Source organism: Pseudomonas kuykendallii (assembly GCF_900106975.1).
Lineage (GTDB): Bacteria > Pseudomonadota > Gammaproteobacteria > Pseudomonadales > Pseudomonadaceae > Pseudomonas_O > Pseudomonas_O kuykendallii.
Genome location: NZ_FNNU01000001.1, coordinates 1,095,341 through 1,112,858, shown reverse-complemented (window position 1 = coordinate 1,112,858; position 17,518 = coordinate 1,095,341). Strand labels below are relative to the sequence as shown.

The window sequence follows — 17,518 nt, the reverse complement described above, 5'->3', positions numbered from 1 at the left end:
CTACAGCAGCCTTTCAATCTGTCAAGCTTATTTTCGAAAATCTCTTTTCTACTCAACCGCTTGCCGCTTCCGATCTTTCAAACTCCTCGTCAGCGGGAGGCGAATTCTACAGCGTTCAAACCCGCTGTCAACACCTCTTTTTCCGCTTCCGATCATTTCGATCGAAGCCACCAACAGGATCAAACCACCACCCTGTCAGCCCGGCGCATTCTACTCGAATCCGCCACCGATGCAACCCTCTTTATTCGCTCAACCCATTGATTTACAAGAGGTTTTACTTGAGGACTGCGCCGGAAGTGGTGCGCATTATAGACAGCCCAAAACTCACGTCAACCGCTTTTTCGAGGCTTCATTCAACTTTAACGATGATGCGTGCGAATGCCTTCTTGCCGGCCTGGCAGACGTGGCTTGCACCCAACTTAAAGACGAAGTCTCGGGAAACCACGTCGCCATCCACCTTCACGCTTCCCGCACCGAGCAGGTCGCGGGCACCTGCAGCGTTCTTCACCATGCCTGCCTTATTAAGGACGGCAGCGATCGGGAGGTCCTCGGCGGAGAACAGGACCACGTCCGGCAGATCTTCCGGCAGCTCGCCATCTTTCATACGGTTACCTGCGGAACGATGTGCACCTGCAGCAGCCTCCTCGCCATGGAAGCGGGCGACGATCTCTTCGGCCAGCTTGATCTTGATGTCACGGGGATTGGCACCGCGCGCGATGTCACTGCGAAACGCCTCGATCTCTTCGAGGCTGCGGAAGCTCAACAGCTCGAAGTAACGCCACATCAGCGCATCGGGAATCGAGACCAGCTTGCTGTACATGACTCCCGGCGCTTCCTGGATACCGACATAGTTACCCAGCGACTTGGACATCTTCTTCACCCCGTCCAGCCCTTCGAGCAGCGGCATGGTGAGGATGCACTGCGCCGGCTGGCCATAGGCACGTTGCAGCTCGCGCCCCATCAGCAGGTTGAACTTCTGATCGGTGCCACCGAGCTCGACGTCGGCCTTCAGTGCGACGGAGTCGTAGCCCTGTACGAGCGGATAGAGGAACTCATGGATAGCAATGGGCTGGTTGGTCGAGTAACGCTTGCTGAAATCGTCGCGTTCGAGCATCCGTGCCACGGTGTACTGCGAGGCCAAACGGATGAAATCGGCCGGACTCAACTGATCCATCCAGGTGGAGTTGAAAGCCACCTCGGTGCGCGCTGGGTCGAGAATCTTGAAAACCTGCGCCTTGTAGGTCTCGGCATTGTCGAGCACCTGCTCGCGCGTCAACGGAGGACGCGTGGCGCTCTTGCCACTGGGGTCGCCGATCATCCCCGTGAAGTCACCTATAAGGAAAACCACCTGGTGACCCAGTTCCTGGAACTGACGCAGCTTATTAATAAGCACGGTGTGACCGAGATGCAGATCCGGAGCGGTCGGGTCGAAACCGGCTTTGATCCTTAGCGGACGCCCCAACTTGAGCTTCTCGATCAGCTCGGCTTCAACAAGGATCTCTTCCGCGCCGCGCTTGATCTGCGCGAGCTGCTCTTCCACAGACTTCATGGCATGACTCGATAGGTGTTGGACGAAGGGGAGCAACCATACAAGATCAGCTCCGAAAAACAAATTTCACCCTGGTGGCAGCGTGATGGCCGGGCAAAAGACCACAGCATTCAGGGTTGCCTCAGGGAAATTTTGGTTATATTTTAGACAGTTATTTCGTAGCCAAAATCACCAGACGCCATATGACGCATAACGTTTCCAAAGCAGAGCTCTACCCGAAAAGCCACATCCTGGCTGCCAGTGGTATAGCTGCATTGCTTAGCCTGGCACTGCTGGTATTCCCTTCTCGCGAAGTTGAAGCGAAAAGGACGAATCTGGATCTGGAGCTCACTAGCCCCAGCCAGGAAATCCCTCAGGAAGATGCCACCCTGCAGTCGGAAAGCGCCGACGAGCAGCAAGTCGCCGCATCGCCTTTCGCCGAAATCGAAACGGACTCCGAACAGAGCGCCGATGCCGGGTCGACCGAGCCTGACGACACCTCCGTGGCCAGCGATGAGGCGCCTGCCGCCCCTTCCATCAAGGTCGTCAGGGTAGGCAACGGCGACACCCTGTCCACCGTGTTCGCCAAGGTCGGCCTGTCCGCCACCGCTTTGCACGAGGTGCTCGACAGCAGCAAGGATGCCAAGGCCTTGGGCCGTTTGAAGGTCGGCCAGGCGCTGGAATTCAAGCTCACCCCTGACGGCCAACTGGAAAGCCTGCACTCCCAGCTTTCGGACATGGAGCGCGTCAGCCTTGCCAAGAGCGGCAGTGGTTACGTGTTCAAGCGTGAACTGGCCAAGCCCGACGTGCGCAGCGTTTATGCCCATGGCGTGATCGACAGTTCGCTGTTCATGTCCGCCAAGCGCGCCGGTCTCTCCCACGACCTGACCATGGACCTGGCAAACATCTTCGGCTACGACATCGACTTCGGCCAGGATCTGCGCGAGGGCGACGAATTCGAAGCCATCTACGAAGAGAAGATGCTTGACGGCAAACGCGTAGGCACCGGCAGCATCCTCGCCGCGCGCTTCGTCAACCGCGGCAAGACGTTCAGCGCCATTCGCTACACCAACAAACAGGGCGTCAGCAGCTACTACACCGCCGACGGCAACAGCATGCGCAAGGCCTTCATCCGCACTCCGGTGGATGTCGCGCGAATCAGCTCGCGTTTCTCGATGGGCCGCAAACACCCGATCCTCAACAAGATCCGCGCGCACAAGGGCGTCGACTACGCCGCGCCGCGCGGCACGCCGATCAAGGCAGCCGGCGATGGCAAGGTCCTCCTCGCCGGGCGCAAGGGCGGCTACGGCAATGCCGTGATCATCCAGCACAACCAGCGCTATCGCACGCTGTACGGCCACATGCAGGGTTTCGCCAAGGGTATCCGCAACGGCGTTACCGTGAAGCAGGGCCAGGTGATTGGCTACATCGGCACCACCGGGCTGTCCACCGGCCCGCATCTGCATTACGAATTCCAGGTCGACGGAACCCAGGTCGACCCCCTGAGCATCAAGATGGCGATGGCCGACCCCATCAGCAGCGGCGAGAAGCAGCGCTTCCTGCAGCAAAGCAAGCCACTGCTCGCCCGCATGGAGCAGGAAAAAGCCACCATGCTGGCCCTCAACAACAAGCGCTGAGCCATGGCGCTTTACCTTGGCGTTATGTCCGGCACCAGCCTCGATGGTCTGGACATCGCGCTGATCGAGCAGCACACCCAGCCCAGGCTGCTCGCTTGCCTCTATATCCCGATGCCGCCTTCCCTTCGCAGCGATCTGCTCAGCCTCTGCACCTCAGGGGTCGACGAGCTGGCGCGCGCCTCGCTGGCCGAGAATCAGTGGGTCGAGCTGGCGGCCCAGGGCATTCAACGCCTGCTCGCCGAGCAGAAACTCGACGCCGCCGATATCCGGGCGATAGGTAGCCATGGGCAAACCGTTCGCCACGAACCACTTCGCGGCTTCACCGTGCAGATCGGCAATCCGGCGCTGCTCGCCGAGTTGACGGGGATTACCGTGATCGGCGACTTCCGCCGGCGCGACGTCGCCGCCGGCGGTCAGGGCGCACCGCTGGTTCCGGCCTTCCACCAGAGCCTGTTCAGCGACCTCGGACAGCCGCGCGCGGTGCTCAACGTCGGCGGCTTCAGCAACCTGAGCTTGCTGCATGCGGATGGCTCGGTGAGCGGTTTCGACTGCGGCCCGGGGAATGTGCTGTTGGATGCCTGGATTGGTCGGCAACGCGGCGACGCCTTCGATGCCGACGGCGATTGGGCCGCCAGCGGCACGCTGGATGGGGCACTGCTCGACCGGCTGCTGGCCAACGAATTCTTCCAGGCCCGTGGGCCGAAAAGCACCGGACGCGAGCTGTTCAACCTGCCCTGGCTGGAAGGCCACCTGGCGCAGCACCCCGCCGTCGCAGCCGCCGATGTGCAGCGCACGCTGCTCGAACTGACGGCTCTGAGCATCGTCGACTCGCTACGCGCCGCCCAGCCGCATACGCATGAACTGCTGGTCTGCGGCGGCGGCGCGCACAACCAGGCACTCATGCAGCGCCTGGAACAACTGCTTCCCGGAACGACGGTGGCCAGCACCGAAGCCTATGGCGTGTCACCGGACTGGGTCGAAGCGATGGCGTTCGCCTGGCTGGCGCATTGCTGCCTGGAGCGAATTCCCGGCAACCGCCCCGAAGTCACCGGGGCACGCGGTCTGCGTGTACTGGGCGCGATCTATCCGGCCTGAAGCGCAGAAACGAAAACGCCGTGCAGTGCACGGCGTCGACAAGGCGAAGCGGCGTCAGATCGAGAAGGATTGGCCACAGCCGCAGGTGGTGGCGGCGTTGGGATTGTTGATAACGAATCGCGACCCTTCCAAGCCTTCCTGATAATCCACTTCGGCGCCGGCCAGGTACTGGAAGCTCATCGGATCGACCACCAGGCTAACCCCTTCGCGCTCGATGATGGTGTCATCGTCCGCGGTGTCTTCATCGAAGGTGAAACCGTACTGGAAACCGGAACAGCCGCCGCCCGTCACGAAAACGCGAAGCTTCAGACGAGGGTTGCCTTCCTCATCGATGAGGTTCTTCACCTTGCTCGCAGCACCCTGCGAAAACAGCATGGCGGTAGGGGTGAAGGTTTCGACGCTCATGTTGCATATCTCCCGGCGTTACGCTGCCTGAACTGCATTGGGGCCTGCCATTATCCGCTTACCCCAGAAAATCGGTCAACTATTCTGCGCTCTGCCCCACTTCCGCACGAAGATGGAGCACCCTTCGATGATACGTCCGCGTGCATTCCGCGGCCAACCGGCGTGGTGACGGGCGGGAGCGGCGCAACTACTATCTGCGCACCGTGACTACCTGGAAGCACTCCGATGCTCTATCTCTGGATCAAAGCGCTGCACATCATTTCCGTCGTCTGCTGGTTCGCCGGGCTGTTCTATCTGCCCAGGCTGTTCGTCTATCACACCAGCAGCAAGGATGCGGCCAGCCGCGAACGCTTCTGCGTCATGGAGCGCAAACTCTACCGCGGCATCATGCTGCCGGCGATGATCGCCACCCTGGTGTTCGGCATCGGCCTGCTGTCGATGAACCCGGGCCTGCTCAAAGGCGCCGGCTGGCTGCACGCCAAGCTGACTCTGGTGGTCCTGCTGATCGGCTACCACCACGTCTGTGGCGCGCAGATCAAACGCTTCGCCCGCGGCGAACCGGGCCGCAGCGAGACCTTCTACCGCTGGTTCAATGAAATTCCGGTACTGTTCCTGATCGCCATCGTGATCCTGGTGGTGGTCAAACCCTTCTGACCCATAACAAGAGAAAACGCCATGTCCCTGCCCGCCTCGCTCGATCAACGCCTGCGCCTGCCCCTGATGGCGGCGCCGATGTTCCTGGTGTCCAATCCCGCGCTGGTCCTCGCCTGCTGCCGCAATGGCATCATCGGCAGCTTTCCCGCGCTCAACCAGCGTGACAGCGAGGGCTTTCGCGCCTGGCTGGAAGAGATCCAGGCAGGCCTGGCAGGACAGCAGGAACCGGCGCCCTTCGCCGTCAACCTGATCGTCCATCCGACCAACCCGCGCCTGCAGGCGGACCTGGCGATCTGCGTCGAGAAGAAGGTGCCCATCGTGGTGACCAGCCTGGGCGCGGTGAAGGACGTGGTCGACGCCGTGCACAGCTATGGAGGACTGGTGTTCCACGACGTCACCACCCGCCGGCACGCCGAGAAAGCCGCCGAAGCCGGCGTCGACGGGCTGATCGCGGTAGCCGCCGGAGCCGGTGGTCACGCCGGCACCTGGAGTCCGTTTGCCCTGATCGCAGAAATCCGGCAGTTCTTCGACAAGACGCTGCTGCTCGCCGGCTGCCTCAACCACGGCCACGAGATTCTCGCCGCGCAACTGCTCGGCGCCGACCTCGCCTACCTGGGCACGCGTTTCATCGCTACCGCCGAAAGCGATGCCGGCGCCGACTACAAGCAGATGATCATCGGCGCCCGCGCCGCCGATATCGTCCACACCCCGGCGGTGTCCGGCGTACCGGCGAGCTTCATGCGCCAGAGTCTGGAGCGCGCCGGCTATGACCTAAAGCGACTCAACGACAAGAGCGCGGTCGACTACGGTGAGAAACTCAAGCCGATCAACGACGAAGCCAAGGCCTGGAAAACCGTCTGGTCCGCCGGCCAGGGCGCCGGCGACATCGCGGACCTGCCCAGCGTCGATCAATTGATCGCACGCCTGGACCAGGAGTACCGCGACTCGCTGTCGCGCTGCGCTCAACTCGGCCAACGCTGGCCGCGCTGACCCCGCGTGTGACGCAGCACACGGCCCCGGAGCACCATCGCGCTGCCGGGCCTGCCTTCGTGCGAGTCCGCTTGTGCAGCCGTCGGCCGGTTATTACGCTGTGCCGGTTCCCAGCTCGTGACAAGGAAGCCCCGCATGACCGAAGCGCGTTACAAGATCGTATTCGATGGCCAGATCATGCCGGACATGGCGCTGGAGACCGTCAAGGACAACCTCGCCCGACTGTTCAAGAGCGATCGCGGACGCATCGAGGCGCTGTTCGGCGGTCGGCCCCAGGCCATCAAGCGCGACCTCACCGAGGACCTGGCGGACAAGTATCTGGGCGCCCTTCAGCGCGCCGGTGCGCGGGTCCGCAAGGAGCGCGAGCAGAGCTCGGAGCTGAGCCTGGTCGAAGTCGAAGAGGAGAGCGATGCCGCCGCGCTCGCCGCCAGCGGCGACATGATCTGCCCCAAGTGCGGCCACGCGCAGGCCAAGGCGATCGAGTGCAGCGCCTGTGGCGTCGTCATCGAGAAGTACCTCGCGCGCCAGGCGCAGCTCGCCGAGAGCGGTGAACTGCCCGCCCCCGCCGCCGCGGAGAAACCCGCCACGGCCCCCGCGGCCACGCCTTACGCACCGCCCCGCGCGGACGTCGGCGAGACACTTCCCGAGTTCGGCGAGCTCAAAGTGTTCAGCATCAAAGGCCGCATCGGGCGCCTCCGCTACCTGGCCTGGTCGCTGGTGATGATCTTCAGTTTCCTGGTACTGCTGGGCGTGGCCGCGCTCGGCAGCAACGTCTCCGAGATCGTCGGCGCGCTGCTGATCATCGTCGTGTCGATCGGAGTCGCCGTCACCAGCGTGATGATCGCCGTCCAGCGCCTGCACGACATCGGCTGGACCGGCTGGCTGCTGCTGATCAACCTGATCCCCGTGGTCGGCAGCGTGTTCTCCCTGCTGATGCTGGTGGTGCCCGGCAGTGAAGGCGTCAACCGCTATGGCCCGCCGCCACCGGCCAACAGCTTGTCTGTGAAAGTCATTTCCGGCGTACTCATCGCCATTCTGCTGTTGTCGCTGTTGATGATGTTCGCCTTCGGCGGTTTCGCCATGCTCGCCATGTACTGGGCCGCCCTCGGCAGCTGACGCGCGCCGCACCAACCCCGGGAGCCGGCTGTCCAAACGGCTCCTGCGTGGAGATTCAAATGCCCCATTACGTCCTCATCACCGGTGCCTCCAGCGGCATAGGCCTGGCCCTGGCCGAAGCCCTGGCACGGCGCGGGCGCAAGCTGATCCTGGTGGCGCGGCAGCGCGATGCGCTGGAAAGCATCGCCTGCGAGCTGACGCAGCGCTTCGGCGTCGAAGTGCTGTTCCGCACCTGCGATCTCGCCGAGCCGATCCAGCTGTCCGGTCTGCTCCACGAACTGGAGCAGAGCGAGCGGCGTATCGACCTGCTGGTGAACAACGCCGGGATCGGCTCCGGCGGCGCCTATCTGGAGCAGGACTGGAGCCGCGAGAAAACCCTGATCGAAGTGAACGTGCTGGCCCTGGCACGTCTGTGCCATGCGCTCGGCCAGCACATGCTGGCGAACGGTGGCGGGCAGATTCTCAACGTCGCTTCGGTCGCGGCCTTCCAGCCCGGCGCCTGGATGAGCAACTACTACGCGAGCAAGGCCTACGTCCTGCATTTTTCCGAGGGGCTGCGCGAGGAACTCGGCGGCCGCGGGATCCAGGTATCGGTGCTCTGTCCGGGGCCGATCCGCACCGCGTTCTGGCGCTCGGCGCAGCTGGAAATCGGCCATCTGAGCGGCAGCAAGCTGATGATGAGCGCGGAGGAAGTCGCGCTCTACACCGTGCGGGCGCTGGAGAAGAACCGCGCGCTGATCATCCCCGGCTGGCGCAACCGCCTGGCCGCCCTGGGCCCGCGCTTCGCGCCGCGCTGGCTGGTGCGCAAGCTCGCGGCGCGGATCAATCGCGGCCTCCTGCCCGGCTGAGACTCAGTCCGCGGCCACCGTACGCCCATGGGCCCAGGCGCGCAGCGCCGCGACGTCTTCGCTCATCACCACCGATAACGGCGAGGTGCTCTGCAGGCTGGTCAGCAGCAGGGTCTGATCAACCGCCTGTTGACGCGCCTGCGCGGCGTACAGCGCGCTGACCACCGCCTGTTCGATTTCCGCACCGGAGAAACCGGCGCTGGCCGACGCCAGAGCCGGCAGATCGAACGCCTCCGGATCGAGCTCGCGACACTGCAGGTGAATGCGGAAGATATCCGCACGCACGATTGCATCCGGCAGGTCGACGAAGAACAGTTCGTCGAAGCGCCCCTTGCGCACCAGCTCGGACGGCAGGCGCTGGATCGCATTGGCGGTGGCGACCATGAACACCGGCGCCTTGTGCTCGGCCATCCAGGTCAGCAGCGTGCCGAGCACCCGCTGGCTGACGCCGCCATCCTGATCGCCGCTGGCCAGGCCCTTCTCGATCTCGTCCATCCACAGCACGCAAGGCGCCATCTGCTCGGCCATCTTCAGCGCCTCGCGCAGGTTGCGCTCGGTCTCGCCGAAGAACTTGTTGTACAGGCAGGCGAAGTCCAGGCGCAGCAGCGGCAGCCCCCAGAGTCCGGCCACCGCCCTCGCCGCCAGGCTCTTGCCGCCGCCCTGCACGCCGACCAGCAGCATGCCCTTCGGGCGCCCGATGCCGCTGTCGTCGAGGAAGGCGTCCTGGCGCTCGGCCAGCCAGCGCTTGAGCGATGCCAGCCCGCCGACCTCGGCGAAGCGTGCGGTGTCGTTCTCGAAACTCAGCACACCCTCCAGGTCGAGCAGCTGGAACTTGGCCTTGTTCAGCTCCGGCAGGTCTTCCTGGGTGATCGCGCCATCGTCGCAGATCAGGTTGCGCGCCAGCGAGCGGGCTTCGCCGTGGCTCATCCCGCGCAGGTTGTTCACCACCTGCTGGAGGGTGCGGTTGTCGGTGCGCACGCGGGCGCCGCGATTGCGCTCGCTCCAGCGCGTGGCTTCATCGCGGACGATCGCCAGCAGCTCCTCCTCCGACGGCAGCGCCAGGTCGAAGCGGGCGGCGTAGCGCTGCACTTCCGGCGGCAGCTTCAGCGCGTGGGAGACCAGCACCAGAGTCGGCCGCTGCGCGCCCTCGGCCATGGCGATTTCCTTGAGCAGACGCACCAGTTTCGGGTTGTCGTCGAGGAACGGATGCAGGTCGCAGAGCACGTAGAGGTTCGGCTGCGGATCAGCCTTGATCAGCTTCAGCGCCGCCTCCGGCTCGTGGGTCGGTTCCTCGTTCGCGGGCGCCGCGCCGAAGCCCAGGCGTTGCAGGCCTTCGGTGATCGACCAGAGGAACAGCCCGAGATTGCGCCGCACCGCCAGGCCGGTGAGGGTCTGCAGGACCCGCGGCTCGTCCCAGGACTCGATGACGATCAGCTTGACCTTGGATTCCAGCACCAGGCCGAGATCGTGGATATCGTTCTTCACACTGACTCCTTGTGGCGCGCGGGTTGGCCGGTACTGCGCGCGTGGTTACACTCCTCGCTCTTCCATCAGACCTGGAGCCGTCCGTGGACTGCCTATTCTGCAGGATCGTCGCCGGTGAGATTCCCGCGCGCAAGCTTTACGAAGATGACCAGGTGATCGCCTTCAACGACATCGACCCGAAAGCGCCGGTGCACTTTCTGGTGATCCCGAAGAAACACATCGCCACCCTGCACGACCTCGGCGAGCAGGAGGACAAGGCCCTCGCGGGGCACATCCTCTTCACCGCGCAGAAACTCGCCCGCGAGCAGGGCTGCGACGAGGGTTTCCGGGTAGTGATGAACTGCAACGAACTGGGCGGCCAGACCGTCTACCACATTCATATGCACGTACTGGGCAAACGCCCGATGAGCTGGCCGCCGGGCTAGCCAACGGCCTCTGCGTTGATCTGTCCCAACCCGGCGCCAAGCCCCGCGGCTTAAACTTGCCGCCCTCGTTCGTTCTGGAGTTCGTCATGTCCGATGCGCGTCACTACACCCCGGTCGATCGCCTGCTGCTACAGGCCAACACCGCCCTGCGCACCCTGCTGCCGTTCACCGGGCAGCCCTATCGCCCATCGCCGGCCCTGCTCAAGGACGAAGTGGCCCTCGAACCCAGCCAGACCCGTCATGTCGCCGGCCTGATGCGCATCAACCACACCGGCGAGGTCTGTGCCCAGGGCCTCTACCAGGGCCAGGCGCTGACCGCCAAGCTGCCGGCGATCCGCAAGGCGATGGAACACGCCGCCGAGGAAGAAATCGATCACCTTGCCTGGTGCGAACAGCGCATCCGCGAGCTGGGCAGCCACACCAGCGTGCTCAACCCGGTGTTCTACGGACTGTCGTTCGGCGTCGGCGCGGTCGCCGGGCTGATCAGCGACAAGGTCAGCCTGGGCTTCGTCGCCGCCACCGAGGACCAGGTCTGCAAGCACTTGGACGAGCACCTCAAGCAGATTCCCCCGGAAGACCAGAAATCCCGCTCGATCCTCGAGCAAATGCGCATCGACGAGGAGCAGCACTCGACCAACGCCATCGCCGCCGGCGGTTTCCGCTTCCCGGCGCCGGTGAAGTTCGGCATGACCCTGCTGTCCAAGGTGATGACGAAAAGCACCTACCGCATCTGATCCTCGATGCAGACGAAGAAAAGGGCGCCGAGGCGCCCTTTGTTTTTGCCCGATGCCTTCGCCCGTCAGCCCAGCTCGACGATCTCGTAGTCGTGGGTGATCTCGACGCCGGCATTGCCGAGCATGATCGACGCCGAGCAGTACTTCTCCGCCGACAGCTCGATGGCACGCTTGACCTGCGCCTCCTTCAGGCCGCGACCCTTGACCACGAAATGCAGGTGGATCTTGGTGAACACCTTCGGGTCTTCGCTGGCGCGCTCGGCCTCGAGGAACGCTTCGCAGCTTTCCACCGGCTGGCGCGACTTCTTCAGGATGCTGACCACGTCGAAGTTGCTGCAGCCGCCCAGGCCGATCAGCACCATCTCCATCGGCCGGACACCCAGGTTGCGGCCGCCGTTTTCCGGCGGGCCGTCCATCACCACCACGTGGCCGCTGCCGGATTCACCGAGGAACATGGCCTCACCGGCCCACTGAATGCGTGCCTTCATCGCTGCGCTCCGCTGCTGAAAAGTGCGCCAGCTTAGCATGCCGCCTCCGCGACGCCGCAGCGCGAGCCTGGACAACGGGTGACGCCTGGGCGGCCAGAAAACGGATTGCCCGCTCCGGGACCTCTGTTAAGCTGGCGCCAGACCACCGGCTCGACGCCGGGACGTATTCCAAAGAATCTGCCTGCAAACACGACAGGACCGCGTGGACCCTCTGCCCTCGCCATGGCGAGGCGGAATGCTGCATCGACTGGCGCATTGCCGGTCACCCCGCGGAAGCCGGCGGCCTGAAACGATTCGGGCGCGGCTACGTGTATCAACCTTGCCTCGATAACCTGCCGCTTCGGATATTCTCACGGCGTCTGGACAGCTCATCCCTCTCTCGGAAATCAGGCATGGTCGCAATCACCCTCGCTCCAAAGATCAAGAACCTCGACAGACTCCTCTCGCATTGCCATCGCCGCCGCTACGCCGCCAAGAGCACCATCATCTATGCCGGCGACCGCTGCGAAACCCTGTTCTTCATCATCAAGGGCTCGGTGACCATCCTCATCGAGGACGACGACGGTCGCGAGATGATCATCGCCTACCTCAACGCCGGGGATTTCTTCGGCGAGCTCGGCCTGTTCGAGAAGGACGATGCGGAAAAGGCCCGCAGTGCCTGGGTCCGCGCCAAGACCGAGTGCGAGGTCGCCGAGCTGAGCTACGCCAAGTTCCGCGAACTGTCCGAACGCGACCCGGAAATCCTCTACATCCTCGGCGGGCAGATGGCCGAGCGGCTGCGCGCGACCACGCGCAAGGTCGGCGACCTGGCCTTCCTCGACGTCACCGGCCGCGTCGCGCGCACGCTGCTGGAGCTGTGCAAGCAGCCGGATGCGATGACCCATCCGGACGGCATGCAGATCAAGATCACCCGGCAGGAAATCGGCCGTATCGTCGGCTGCTCCCGCGAGATGGTCGGCCGCGTCCTCAAGAGCCTCGAGGAACAGGGCCTGGTCCACGTAAAGGGCAAGACCATGGTGGTGTTCGGCACACGCTGAATCCGGGGCATGAAAAAAGCCGGCGCTTGGCCGGCTTTTTCTTGCGCGCGAATCGCTCAGGAGGCGTCGCTGCCCAGCCCGCGGCTGCGCTCCGGGAAGAACAGGCGCTGCAACTCGCTGCCCGGATCGTCGGCGCGCATGAACGCCTCGCCGACCAGGAAGGCATGCACCTCGCTGATCTGCATCAGCTCCACGTCGGCACGGTTGAGGATGCCGCTCTCGGTGATCACCAGGCGCTCACGGGGAATCCGCGGGAGCAGGTCGAGGGTGGTTTCCAGGCTCACCTCGAAGGTGTGCAGGTTGCGGTTGTTGATGCCCAGCAGCGGCGTGTCCAGGGTGGCCAGCGCGCGGTCCAGCTCGTCGCCGTCGTGGACTTCCACCAGCACGTCGAGGCCGACACCCTTGGCGGTCGCCGCCAGCTCGGCCATCTGCGCATCGGACAGCGCGGAGACGATCAGCAGGATGCAATCGGCGCCCAGCGCGCGGGCTTCGACCACCTGGTAGGGATCGATCATGAAGTCCTTGCGGATCACCGGCAGGCTGCAGGCGGCGCGCGCCTGCTGCAGGTAGACGTCGGCGCCCTGGAAGAAATCGATGTCGGTCAGCACCGACAGGCAGGTCGCGCCGCCGGCTTCGTAGCTGCTGGCGATCTCGGCCGGGACGAACTGCTCGCGGATCACGCCCTTGCTCGGCGACGCCTTCTTCACCTCGGCGATCACCGCCGCTTCCTTGCGCTTGACCCGCGCTTTCAGGGCCTCGGCAAAACCGCGCGGCGCATCCGCAGCTGCGGCCAGTCGTTCCAGCTCGGCGAGGCTCACGCGCGCGCTGCGCTCGGCGACTTCCTCGGCCTTGCGGGCGAGGATCTTCTCCAGCACGGTGGGCACGCTCATGCTTCGTTCTCCTGCTTGAATATGCCGGTGAAGGCGACCAGCTCGTTCAGTTTTTCCCAGGCCAGGCCGGTATGCACGGCGTCGTGCGCCAGGCGCATGCCGTCCTCGAGGCTGCTCGCATGCCCGGCCGCATAGAGCGCGGCGCCGGCGTTGAGGACGATCATCTCGGCGGCCTTGTGGCCGTTGTCGCTCTTGCGGCGGCCCAGCGCGTCGCGGATCAGCGCCAGCGAGTCGGCGGCGCTGGCCACGGTCAGGCCGATCAGGCTCTGGCTCTTGATGCCGAAGTCTTCCGGCTGGATTTGGTATTCGCGCACCGAACCCTCGAACAGCTCGGCGACGTAGGTCGGCGCGGCCAGGCTGATCTCGTCCAGCCCGTCCTGCGCGTGCACCACCAGCACATGCTCGCTGCCCAGGCGCGCCAGCACCTCGGCCATCGGCCGGCACAGCGCCTGGCTGAACACGCCGACCACCTGGCGCTGCACGCCGGCCGGGTTGGTCATCGGCCCGAGCAGGTTGAACAGCGTGCGCAGGCCGAGCTCGCGGCGCGGGCCGATGGCGTGCTTCATCGCGCCATGATGCGACGGGGCGAACATGAAGCCGACGCCGACGGTCTCGACGCAGCGTGCCACCTGTTCCGGCTTGAGGTCGAGGTAGACCCCGGCGGCCTCCAGCAGATCGGCACTGCCGCTCTTGCCGGATACCGCACGGTTGCCGTGCTTGGCGACGCGCCCGCCCGCCGCCGCGACGACGAAGGCCGCGGCGGTGGAGACGTTGAAGATGTTCATCCCGTCACCGCCGGTGCCGCAGGTGTCGACCAGGCGTTCGGCGTCGATGTGCACCGGTGCGGCCAGCTCGCGCATCACCTGCGCGGCGCCGACGATCTCGTCGATGGTTTCGCTCTTCATGCGCATGCCCATGAGGAACGCGCCGATCTGCGCATCGGTGCACTGGCCGGTCATGATCAGGCGCATCACGTCCTGCATCTCGGCGGTGTTCAGGTCGAGCTGGTTGACCACCCGGTCGAGGGCTTCCTTGATGTTCACCCGCGCACCCCGCCGGTCTGCTTGAGGAAGTTGGCGAACAGTTCGTGGCCCTGTTCGGAGAGGATCGATTCGGGGTGGAACTGCACGCCCTCGACGTTCAGGGTCTTGTGCCGCAGGCCCATGATCTCGTCCACCGAACCGTCGTCCAGACGCGTCCAGGCGGTGACTTCCAGGCATTCGGGCAGAGTCTCGAGCTTGACCACCAGCGAATGGTAACGGGTCACGGTCAGCGGGTCGTTGAGCCCGGCGAACACGCCCTGGTGCTCGTGGTAGACCGGGCTGGTCTTGCCGTGCATGACCTGGCGCGCGCGCACCACGTCGCCGCCGAAGGCCTGGCCGATACCCTGGTGGCCGAGGCACACGCCGAGGATCGGCAGCCTGCCGGCGAAATGGCGGATCACCTCGAGCGACACGCCGGCCTCGGTCGGCGTGCAGGGACCGGGGGAGATCACGATGCGTTCGGGGTTCAGCGCCTCGATCTCGGCCAGCGTCAGTTCGTCGTTGCGCACGACCTTCACCTCGGCACCCAGTTCGCCGAGGTACTGCACCACGTTGAAGGTGAAGGAGTCGTAGTTGTCGATCATTAAAAGCATTGGAGCCCACCTCTGGATTCGGATCGCGCACCTCGGCAAGGGGAATCGATGGGCCGGCTGGCTGATCGCAGCGAAGGTGCCGGTGGATATCGTCTTGCGGAGGCAGGAGTTGCAGCCCGGCAGTGTCCGGGCGAACGGAATCAGGCGCGCCAGCGCCAGCGGGCGTGGGCTTTGATGACTCGCATCAGGAGGGTGCTGGATGTCACGGGCTTGTCTCGGATTGAGCTGCCCGCACAGTAGCCCAGCCGGGGCCTTCGCTGCAATAACGCCGTGGGCGAACGGACCGCCGCGACACGCTCATCAGGCGTCCTGAACGGCGCGCGCGCGGTCGCGGAAGAAGTACAGGGCATCGATGAAGCGTTCGCCCTGGACGCGGTTTTCCACCTGGAAGGCGTTCAGCGCGGCGCCGTCGGTATTGATCAGCAGGACCTCGTAGTTCCGCGCGCCGCCGAGCAGTCGCGCCTCGCCGAGGTTGCCGAAATACAGGCGTTCGCTGTCCGCCGGCTCCGCGCCGGCGACGTCCGAGGCCAGCGCCGCCGAACCCAGCGAGGCCGCCGAGCCGAAGCCGGTGACCGGCGCGATGATGCCGTTGCCGAACCATAGGTAGGTCTGGGTGAATTCCAGGGCGTCGGCGCGCAGGCCGGGGCGATTGGCGCGCACCACCTGCTCGATCACCTGGCGCGCTTCGCCCTCGCTGATCGGCGCAGGCGAGTGGGCAATGGGTGTGGACGCGCACCCGCCGAGCAGGAGCGCGGCGGCGAAGAGAAAAAACAGGGTGCGGAGCGGGGGTGTCTTTCGCATCGTCTGAGTCCTTGTCGATACGGGGGCCGGGAGGTTCCGCCGGTAGTGGCGAAACCCTGGCCCCTTCCCCGAATCAGACGCCGTCGTCGACGCTTTGTTCGGCCAGGGCGACGGCGCGGAACATGGCGCGGCGCTTGTTCAGCGTCTCCTCCCATTCCAGTGCGGGCACCGAGTCGGCGACGATCCCGGCGCCGGCCTGCACGTGCAGCTCGCCGTCCTTGATCACCGCGGTACGGATGGCGATGGCGGTGTCCATGTTGCCGTTCCACGCCAGGTAGCCGACCGCGCCGCCGTAGACGCCACGTTTGACCGGCTCCAGCTCGTCGATGATCTGCATGGCACGCACCTTCGGCGCGCCGGACAGGGTGCCGGCCGGCAGGATCGCGCGCAGCGCGTCCATCGCGCTCATGCTGCCCTTCAGTTGGCCGGTGACGTTGGAGACGATGTGCATGACGTTGGAGTAGCGCTCGATCACCATCTTCTCGGTGACCTTCACCGTGCCGGTGTCGGAAACGCGGCCGACGTCGTTGCGGCCGAGGTCGATGAGCATCAGGTGCTCGGCGACCTCCTTGGCGTCGGAGAGTAGGTCCTTCTCCAGGGCGAGGTCCGCTTCCTCGTTGGCGCCGCGCGGGCGGGTGCCGGCGATCGGGCGCACGGTGACCAGGCCATCCTCGACGCGCACCAGCACCTCCGGCGAGCTGCCGACCACGTGGAAGTCGCCGAAGTTGAAGAAGTACATGTACGGCGTCGGGTTGAAGCAGCGCAGCGCGCGGTACAGGTCGATCGGCGCGGCCTTGAACGGGATCGACATGCGCTGCGAGATCACCACCTGCATACAGTCGCCGGCGAGGATGTAGTCCTTGATGGCACCCACCGCGCGCTCGTAGTCGTCGCGGCTGAAGCTGGAGCGGAATTCCGGCTCGCTGCCGGCGGCGGCGTTGAAGTCCAGCCCCAGGCGCGGCGCGATCGGCTGGCGCAGCGTGGCGCGCAGGACCTTCAGGCGCTCCAGGCCCTTCTCGTAGGCACCCTCCTCGGCCGGATCGACCAGCACGATGGCGTGCAGCTTGCCGGCCAGGTTGTCGAACACCACCACCGCGTCGGAAACCATCAGCAGGATGTCCGGCGTGCCCAGCGGGTCGGGATTCGGGCAGTGGGCGAGCTTCTTCTCCACGTAGCGCACGCTGTCGTAGCCGAAGTAGCCGACCAGTCCGCCGTCGAAGCGCGGCAGGTTGGGCAGCGTCGGCACCCGGTAGCGCGCCTTGAACTGCTCGACGAAGGCCAACGGGTCGTCGCTTTCCAGCGCCTCGACCTCGCGGCCGTCCTCGCTGACCCGGACCTGGTTGCCGTGGGCGCGCAGTACGGTGCGGCACGGCAGGCCGATGATCGAGTAGCGGCCCCATTTCTCGCCGCCCTGCACGGACTCCAGCAGGTAGGAGTGCGGCGCATCGGCCAGCTTCAGGTACAGCGACAGCGGCGTGTCGAAGTCGGCCAGGGTTTCGAAGGCCAGGGGAATGCGGTTATAGCCGGCAGCGGCCAGACGCAGGAATTCTTCGCGGGTCATGATCAGTCTCGTGGCAAAACTAGGTAAGAAGGTCGCAGCAAACGCCGGAAGGACCGGCCGGAACGGATCAGGCGCGCCAGCGCCAACGGGCCAGAGCCTTGATCACTTTCATCCAGAGTTTGCCGGTGACCACCACGTTCTGATCTCGCAAGGCGGGGGGATTGAAACGAGCGGCCACGTTAGCGCAG

At 64.9% G+C, this 17,518-nt stretch carries 19 protein-coding genes; 10 read left to right on the top strand and 9 right to left on the bottom strand.

Annotated elements, in window-relative coordinates:
* On the top strand, positions 1-261 hold a 261-nt coding region (locus BLV15_RS22215), incomplete at its 5' end, for a hypothetical protein (protein ID WP_217632870.1).
* An 88-nt stretch (positions 262-349) separates the two neighbouring features.
* Here the strand turns inward: BLV15_RS22215 and tyrS are convergent.
* The gene (tyrS, locus tag BLV15_RS05035; RefSeq protein ID WP_090225138.1) at positions 350-1,549 is read right to left on the bottom strand and encodes a tyrosine--tRNA ligase; all 1,200 of its coding nucleotides are present in this window, start codon (positions 1,547-1,549) and stop codon (positions 350-352) included.
* A gap of 182 nt (positions 1,550-1,731) precedes the next feature.
* On the opposite strand from tyrS, the gene BLV15_RS05030 reads away from it, so the two are divergent.
* Both BLV15_RS05030 and BLV15_RS05025 read left to right on the top strand, forming a co-directional pair.
* Positions 1,732-3,165 carry a peptidoglycan DD-metalloendopeptidase family protein gene (locus tag BLV15_RS05030; protein ID WP_090225136.1) on the top strand — a complete coding sequence of 478 codons (1,434 nt, stop codon included), beginning with the start codon at positions 1,732-1,734 and terminating at the stop codon, positions 3,163-3,165.
* Between the two features lie 3 nt (positions 3,166-3,168).
* Positions 3,169-4,260, top strand: a complete 1,092-nt coding sequence (locus tag BLV15_RS05025) for an anhydro-N-acetylmuramic acid kinase (RefSeq protein WP_090225134.1) — start codon at positions 3,169-3,171, stop codon at positions 4,258-4,260.
* Positions 4,261-4,314: 54 nt separating this feature from the next.
* Here BLV15_RS05025 and erpA read toward each other — a convergent pair whose 3' ends face one another.
* Entirely contained in the window at positions 4,315-4,665 is a 351-nt protein-coding gene (gene erpA / locus BLV15_RS05020; RefSeq protein WP_090225132.1) for an iron-sulfur cluster insertion protein ErpA, read from the bottom strand.
* 225 nt (positions 4,666-4,890) lie between these two features.
* Here erpA and hemJ point away from each other — a divergent pair, with 225 nt between their 5' ends.
* The 4 genes from hemJ (at position 4,891) to BLV15_RS05000 (ending at position 8,273) form a co-directional block, all read left to right on the top strand.
* Positions 4,891-5,319, top strand: coding sequence for a protoporphyrinogen oxidase HemJ (gene hemJ / locus BLV15_RS05015; RefSeq protein ID WP_090225131.1), 429 nt, complete (start codon positions 4,891-4,893; stop codon positions 5,317-5,319).
* 21 nt (positions 5,320-5,340) lie between these two features.
* On the top strand, positions 5,341-6,309 hold the full coding sequence (locus tag BLV15_RS05010; RefSeq protein ID WP_090225129.1) for an NAD(P)H-dependent flavin oxidoreductase: 969 nt from the start codon (positions 5,341-5,343) through the stop codon (positions 6,307-6,309).
* Between the two features lie 135 nt (positions 6,310-6,444).
* Positions 6,445-7,425, top strand: coding sequence for a DUF805 domain-containing protein (locus BLV15_RS05005; protein WP_090225127.1), 981 nt, complete (start codon positions 6,445-6,447; stop codon positions 7,423-7,425).
* A gap of 59 nt (positions 7,426-7,484) precedes the next feature.
* On the top strand, positions 7,485-8,273 hold the full coding sequence (locus BLV15_RS05000) for an SDR family NAD(P)-dependent oxidoreductase (protein WP_090225126.1): 789 nt from the start codon (positions 7,485-7,487) through the stop codon (positions 8,271-8,273).
* 3 nt (positions 8,274-8,276) lie between these two features.
* Here BLV15_RS05000 and BLV15_RS04995 read toward each other — a convergent pair whose 3' ends face one another.
* The gene (locus tag BLV15_RS04995) at positions 8,277-9,758 is read right to left on the bottom strand and encodes an AAA family ATPase (protein WP_090225124.1); all 1,482 of its coding nucleotides are present in this window, start codon (positions 9,756-9,758) and stop codon (positions 8,277-8,279) included.
* A gap of 83 nt (positions 9,759-9,841) precedes the next feature.
* Here BLV15_RS04995 and BLV15_RS04990 point away from each other — a divergent pair, with 83 nt between their 5' ends.
* Positions 9,842-10,183 (top strand): histidine triad nucleotide-binding protein, encoded by a 342-nt coding sequence (locus BLV15_RS04990; RefSeq protein WP_090225123.1) that lies wholly within the window; start codon positions 9,842-9,844, stop codon positions 10,181-10,183.
* Between the two features lie 86 nt (positions 10,184-10,269).
* A complete protein-coding gene (gene coq7 / locus BLV15_RS04985; protein WP_090225121.1) occupies positions 10,270-10,917 on the top strand; it encodes a 2-polyprenyl-3-methyl-6-methoxy-1,4-benzoquinone monooxygenase in 648 nt (215 codons plus the stop codon).
* Between the two features lie 65 nt (positions 10,918-10,982).
* On the opposite strand, the gene BLV15_RS04980 is transcribed toward coq7, so the two are convergent.
* Positions 10,983-11,405 carry an OsmC family protein gene (locus tag BLV15_RS04980; RefSeq protein WP_090225120.1) on the bottom strand — a complete coding sequence of 141 codons (423 nt, stop codon included), beginning with the start codon at positions 11,403-11,405 and terminating at the stop codon, positions 10,983-10,985.
* A 392-nt stretch (positions 11,406-11,797) separates the two neighbouring features.
* Here BLV15_RS04980 and crp point away from each other — a divergent pair, with 392 nt between their 5' ends.
* Positions 11,798-12,442, top strand: coding sequence for a cAMP-activated global transcriptional regulator CRP (gene crp / locus BLV15_RS04975; protein WP_090225118.1), 645 nt, complete (start codon positions 11,798-11,800; stop codon positions 12,440-12,442).
* A gap of 56 nt (positions 12,443-12,498) precedes the next feature.
* Here the strand turns inward: crp and trpC are convergent, their stop codons facing one another.
* The 5 genes from trpC to trpE form a co-directional block, all read right to left on the bottom strand.
* Positions 12,499-13,332 carry an indole-3-glycerol phosphate synthase TrpC gene (trpC, locus tag BLV15_RS04970; RefSeq protein WP_090225117.1) on the bottom strand — a complete coding sequence of 278 codons (834 nt, stop codon included), beginning with the start codon at positions 13,330-13,332 and terminating at the stop codon, positions 12,499-12,501.
* Positions 13,329-14,375, bottom strand: coding sequence for an anthranilate phosphoribosyltransferase (gene trpD, locus BLV15_RS04965; RefSeq protein ID WP_090225115.1), 1,047 nt, complete (start codon positions 14,373-14,375; stop codon positions 13,329-13,331). Before trpD ends, trpC begins: the two co-directional genes overlap by 4 nt.
* The gene (locus BLV15_RS04960) at positions 14,372-14,968 is read right to left on the bottom strand and encodes an aminodeoxychorismate/anthranilate synthase component II (RefSeq protein ID WP_090225114.1); all 597 of its coding nucleotides are present in this window, start codon (positions 14,966-14,968) and stop codon (positions 14,372-14,374) included. Before BLV15_RS04960 ends, trpD begins: the two co-directional genes overlap by 4 nt.
* A gap of 300 nt (positions 14,969-15,268) precedes the next feature.
* Positions 15,269-15,769 (bottom strand): hypothetical protein, encoded by a 501-nt coding sequence (locus tag BLV15_RS04955; RefSeq protein ID WP_090225112.1) that lies wholly within the window; start codon positions 15,767-15,769, stop codon positions 15,269-15,271.
* Positions 15,770-15,842: 73 nt separating this feature from the next.
* Positions 15,843-17,330, bottom strand: coding sequence for an anthranilate synthase component I (trpE, locus tag BLV15_RS04950; protein WP_090225110.1), 1,488 nt, complete (start codon positions 17,328-17,330; stop codon positions 15,843-15,845).
* Positions 17,331-17,518: the final 188 nt, after the last annotated feature.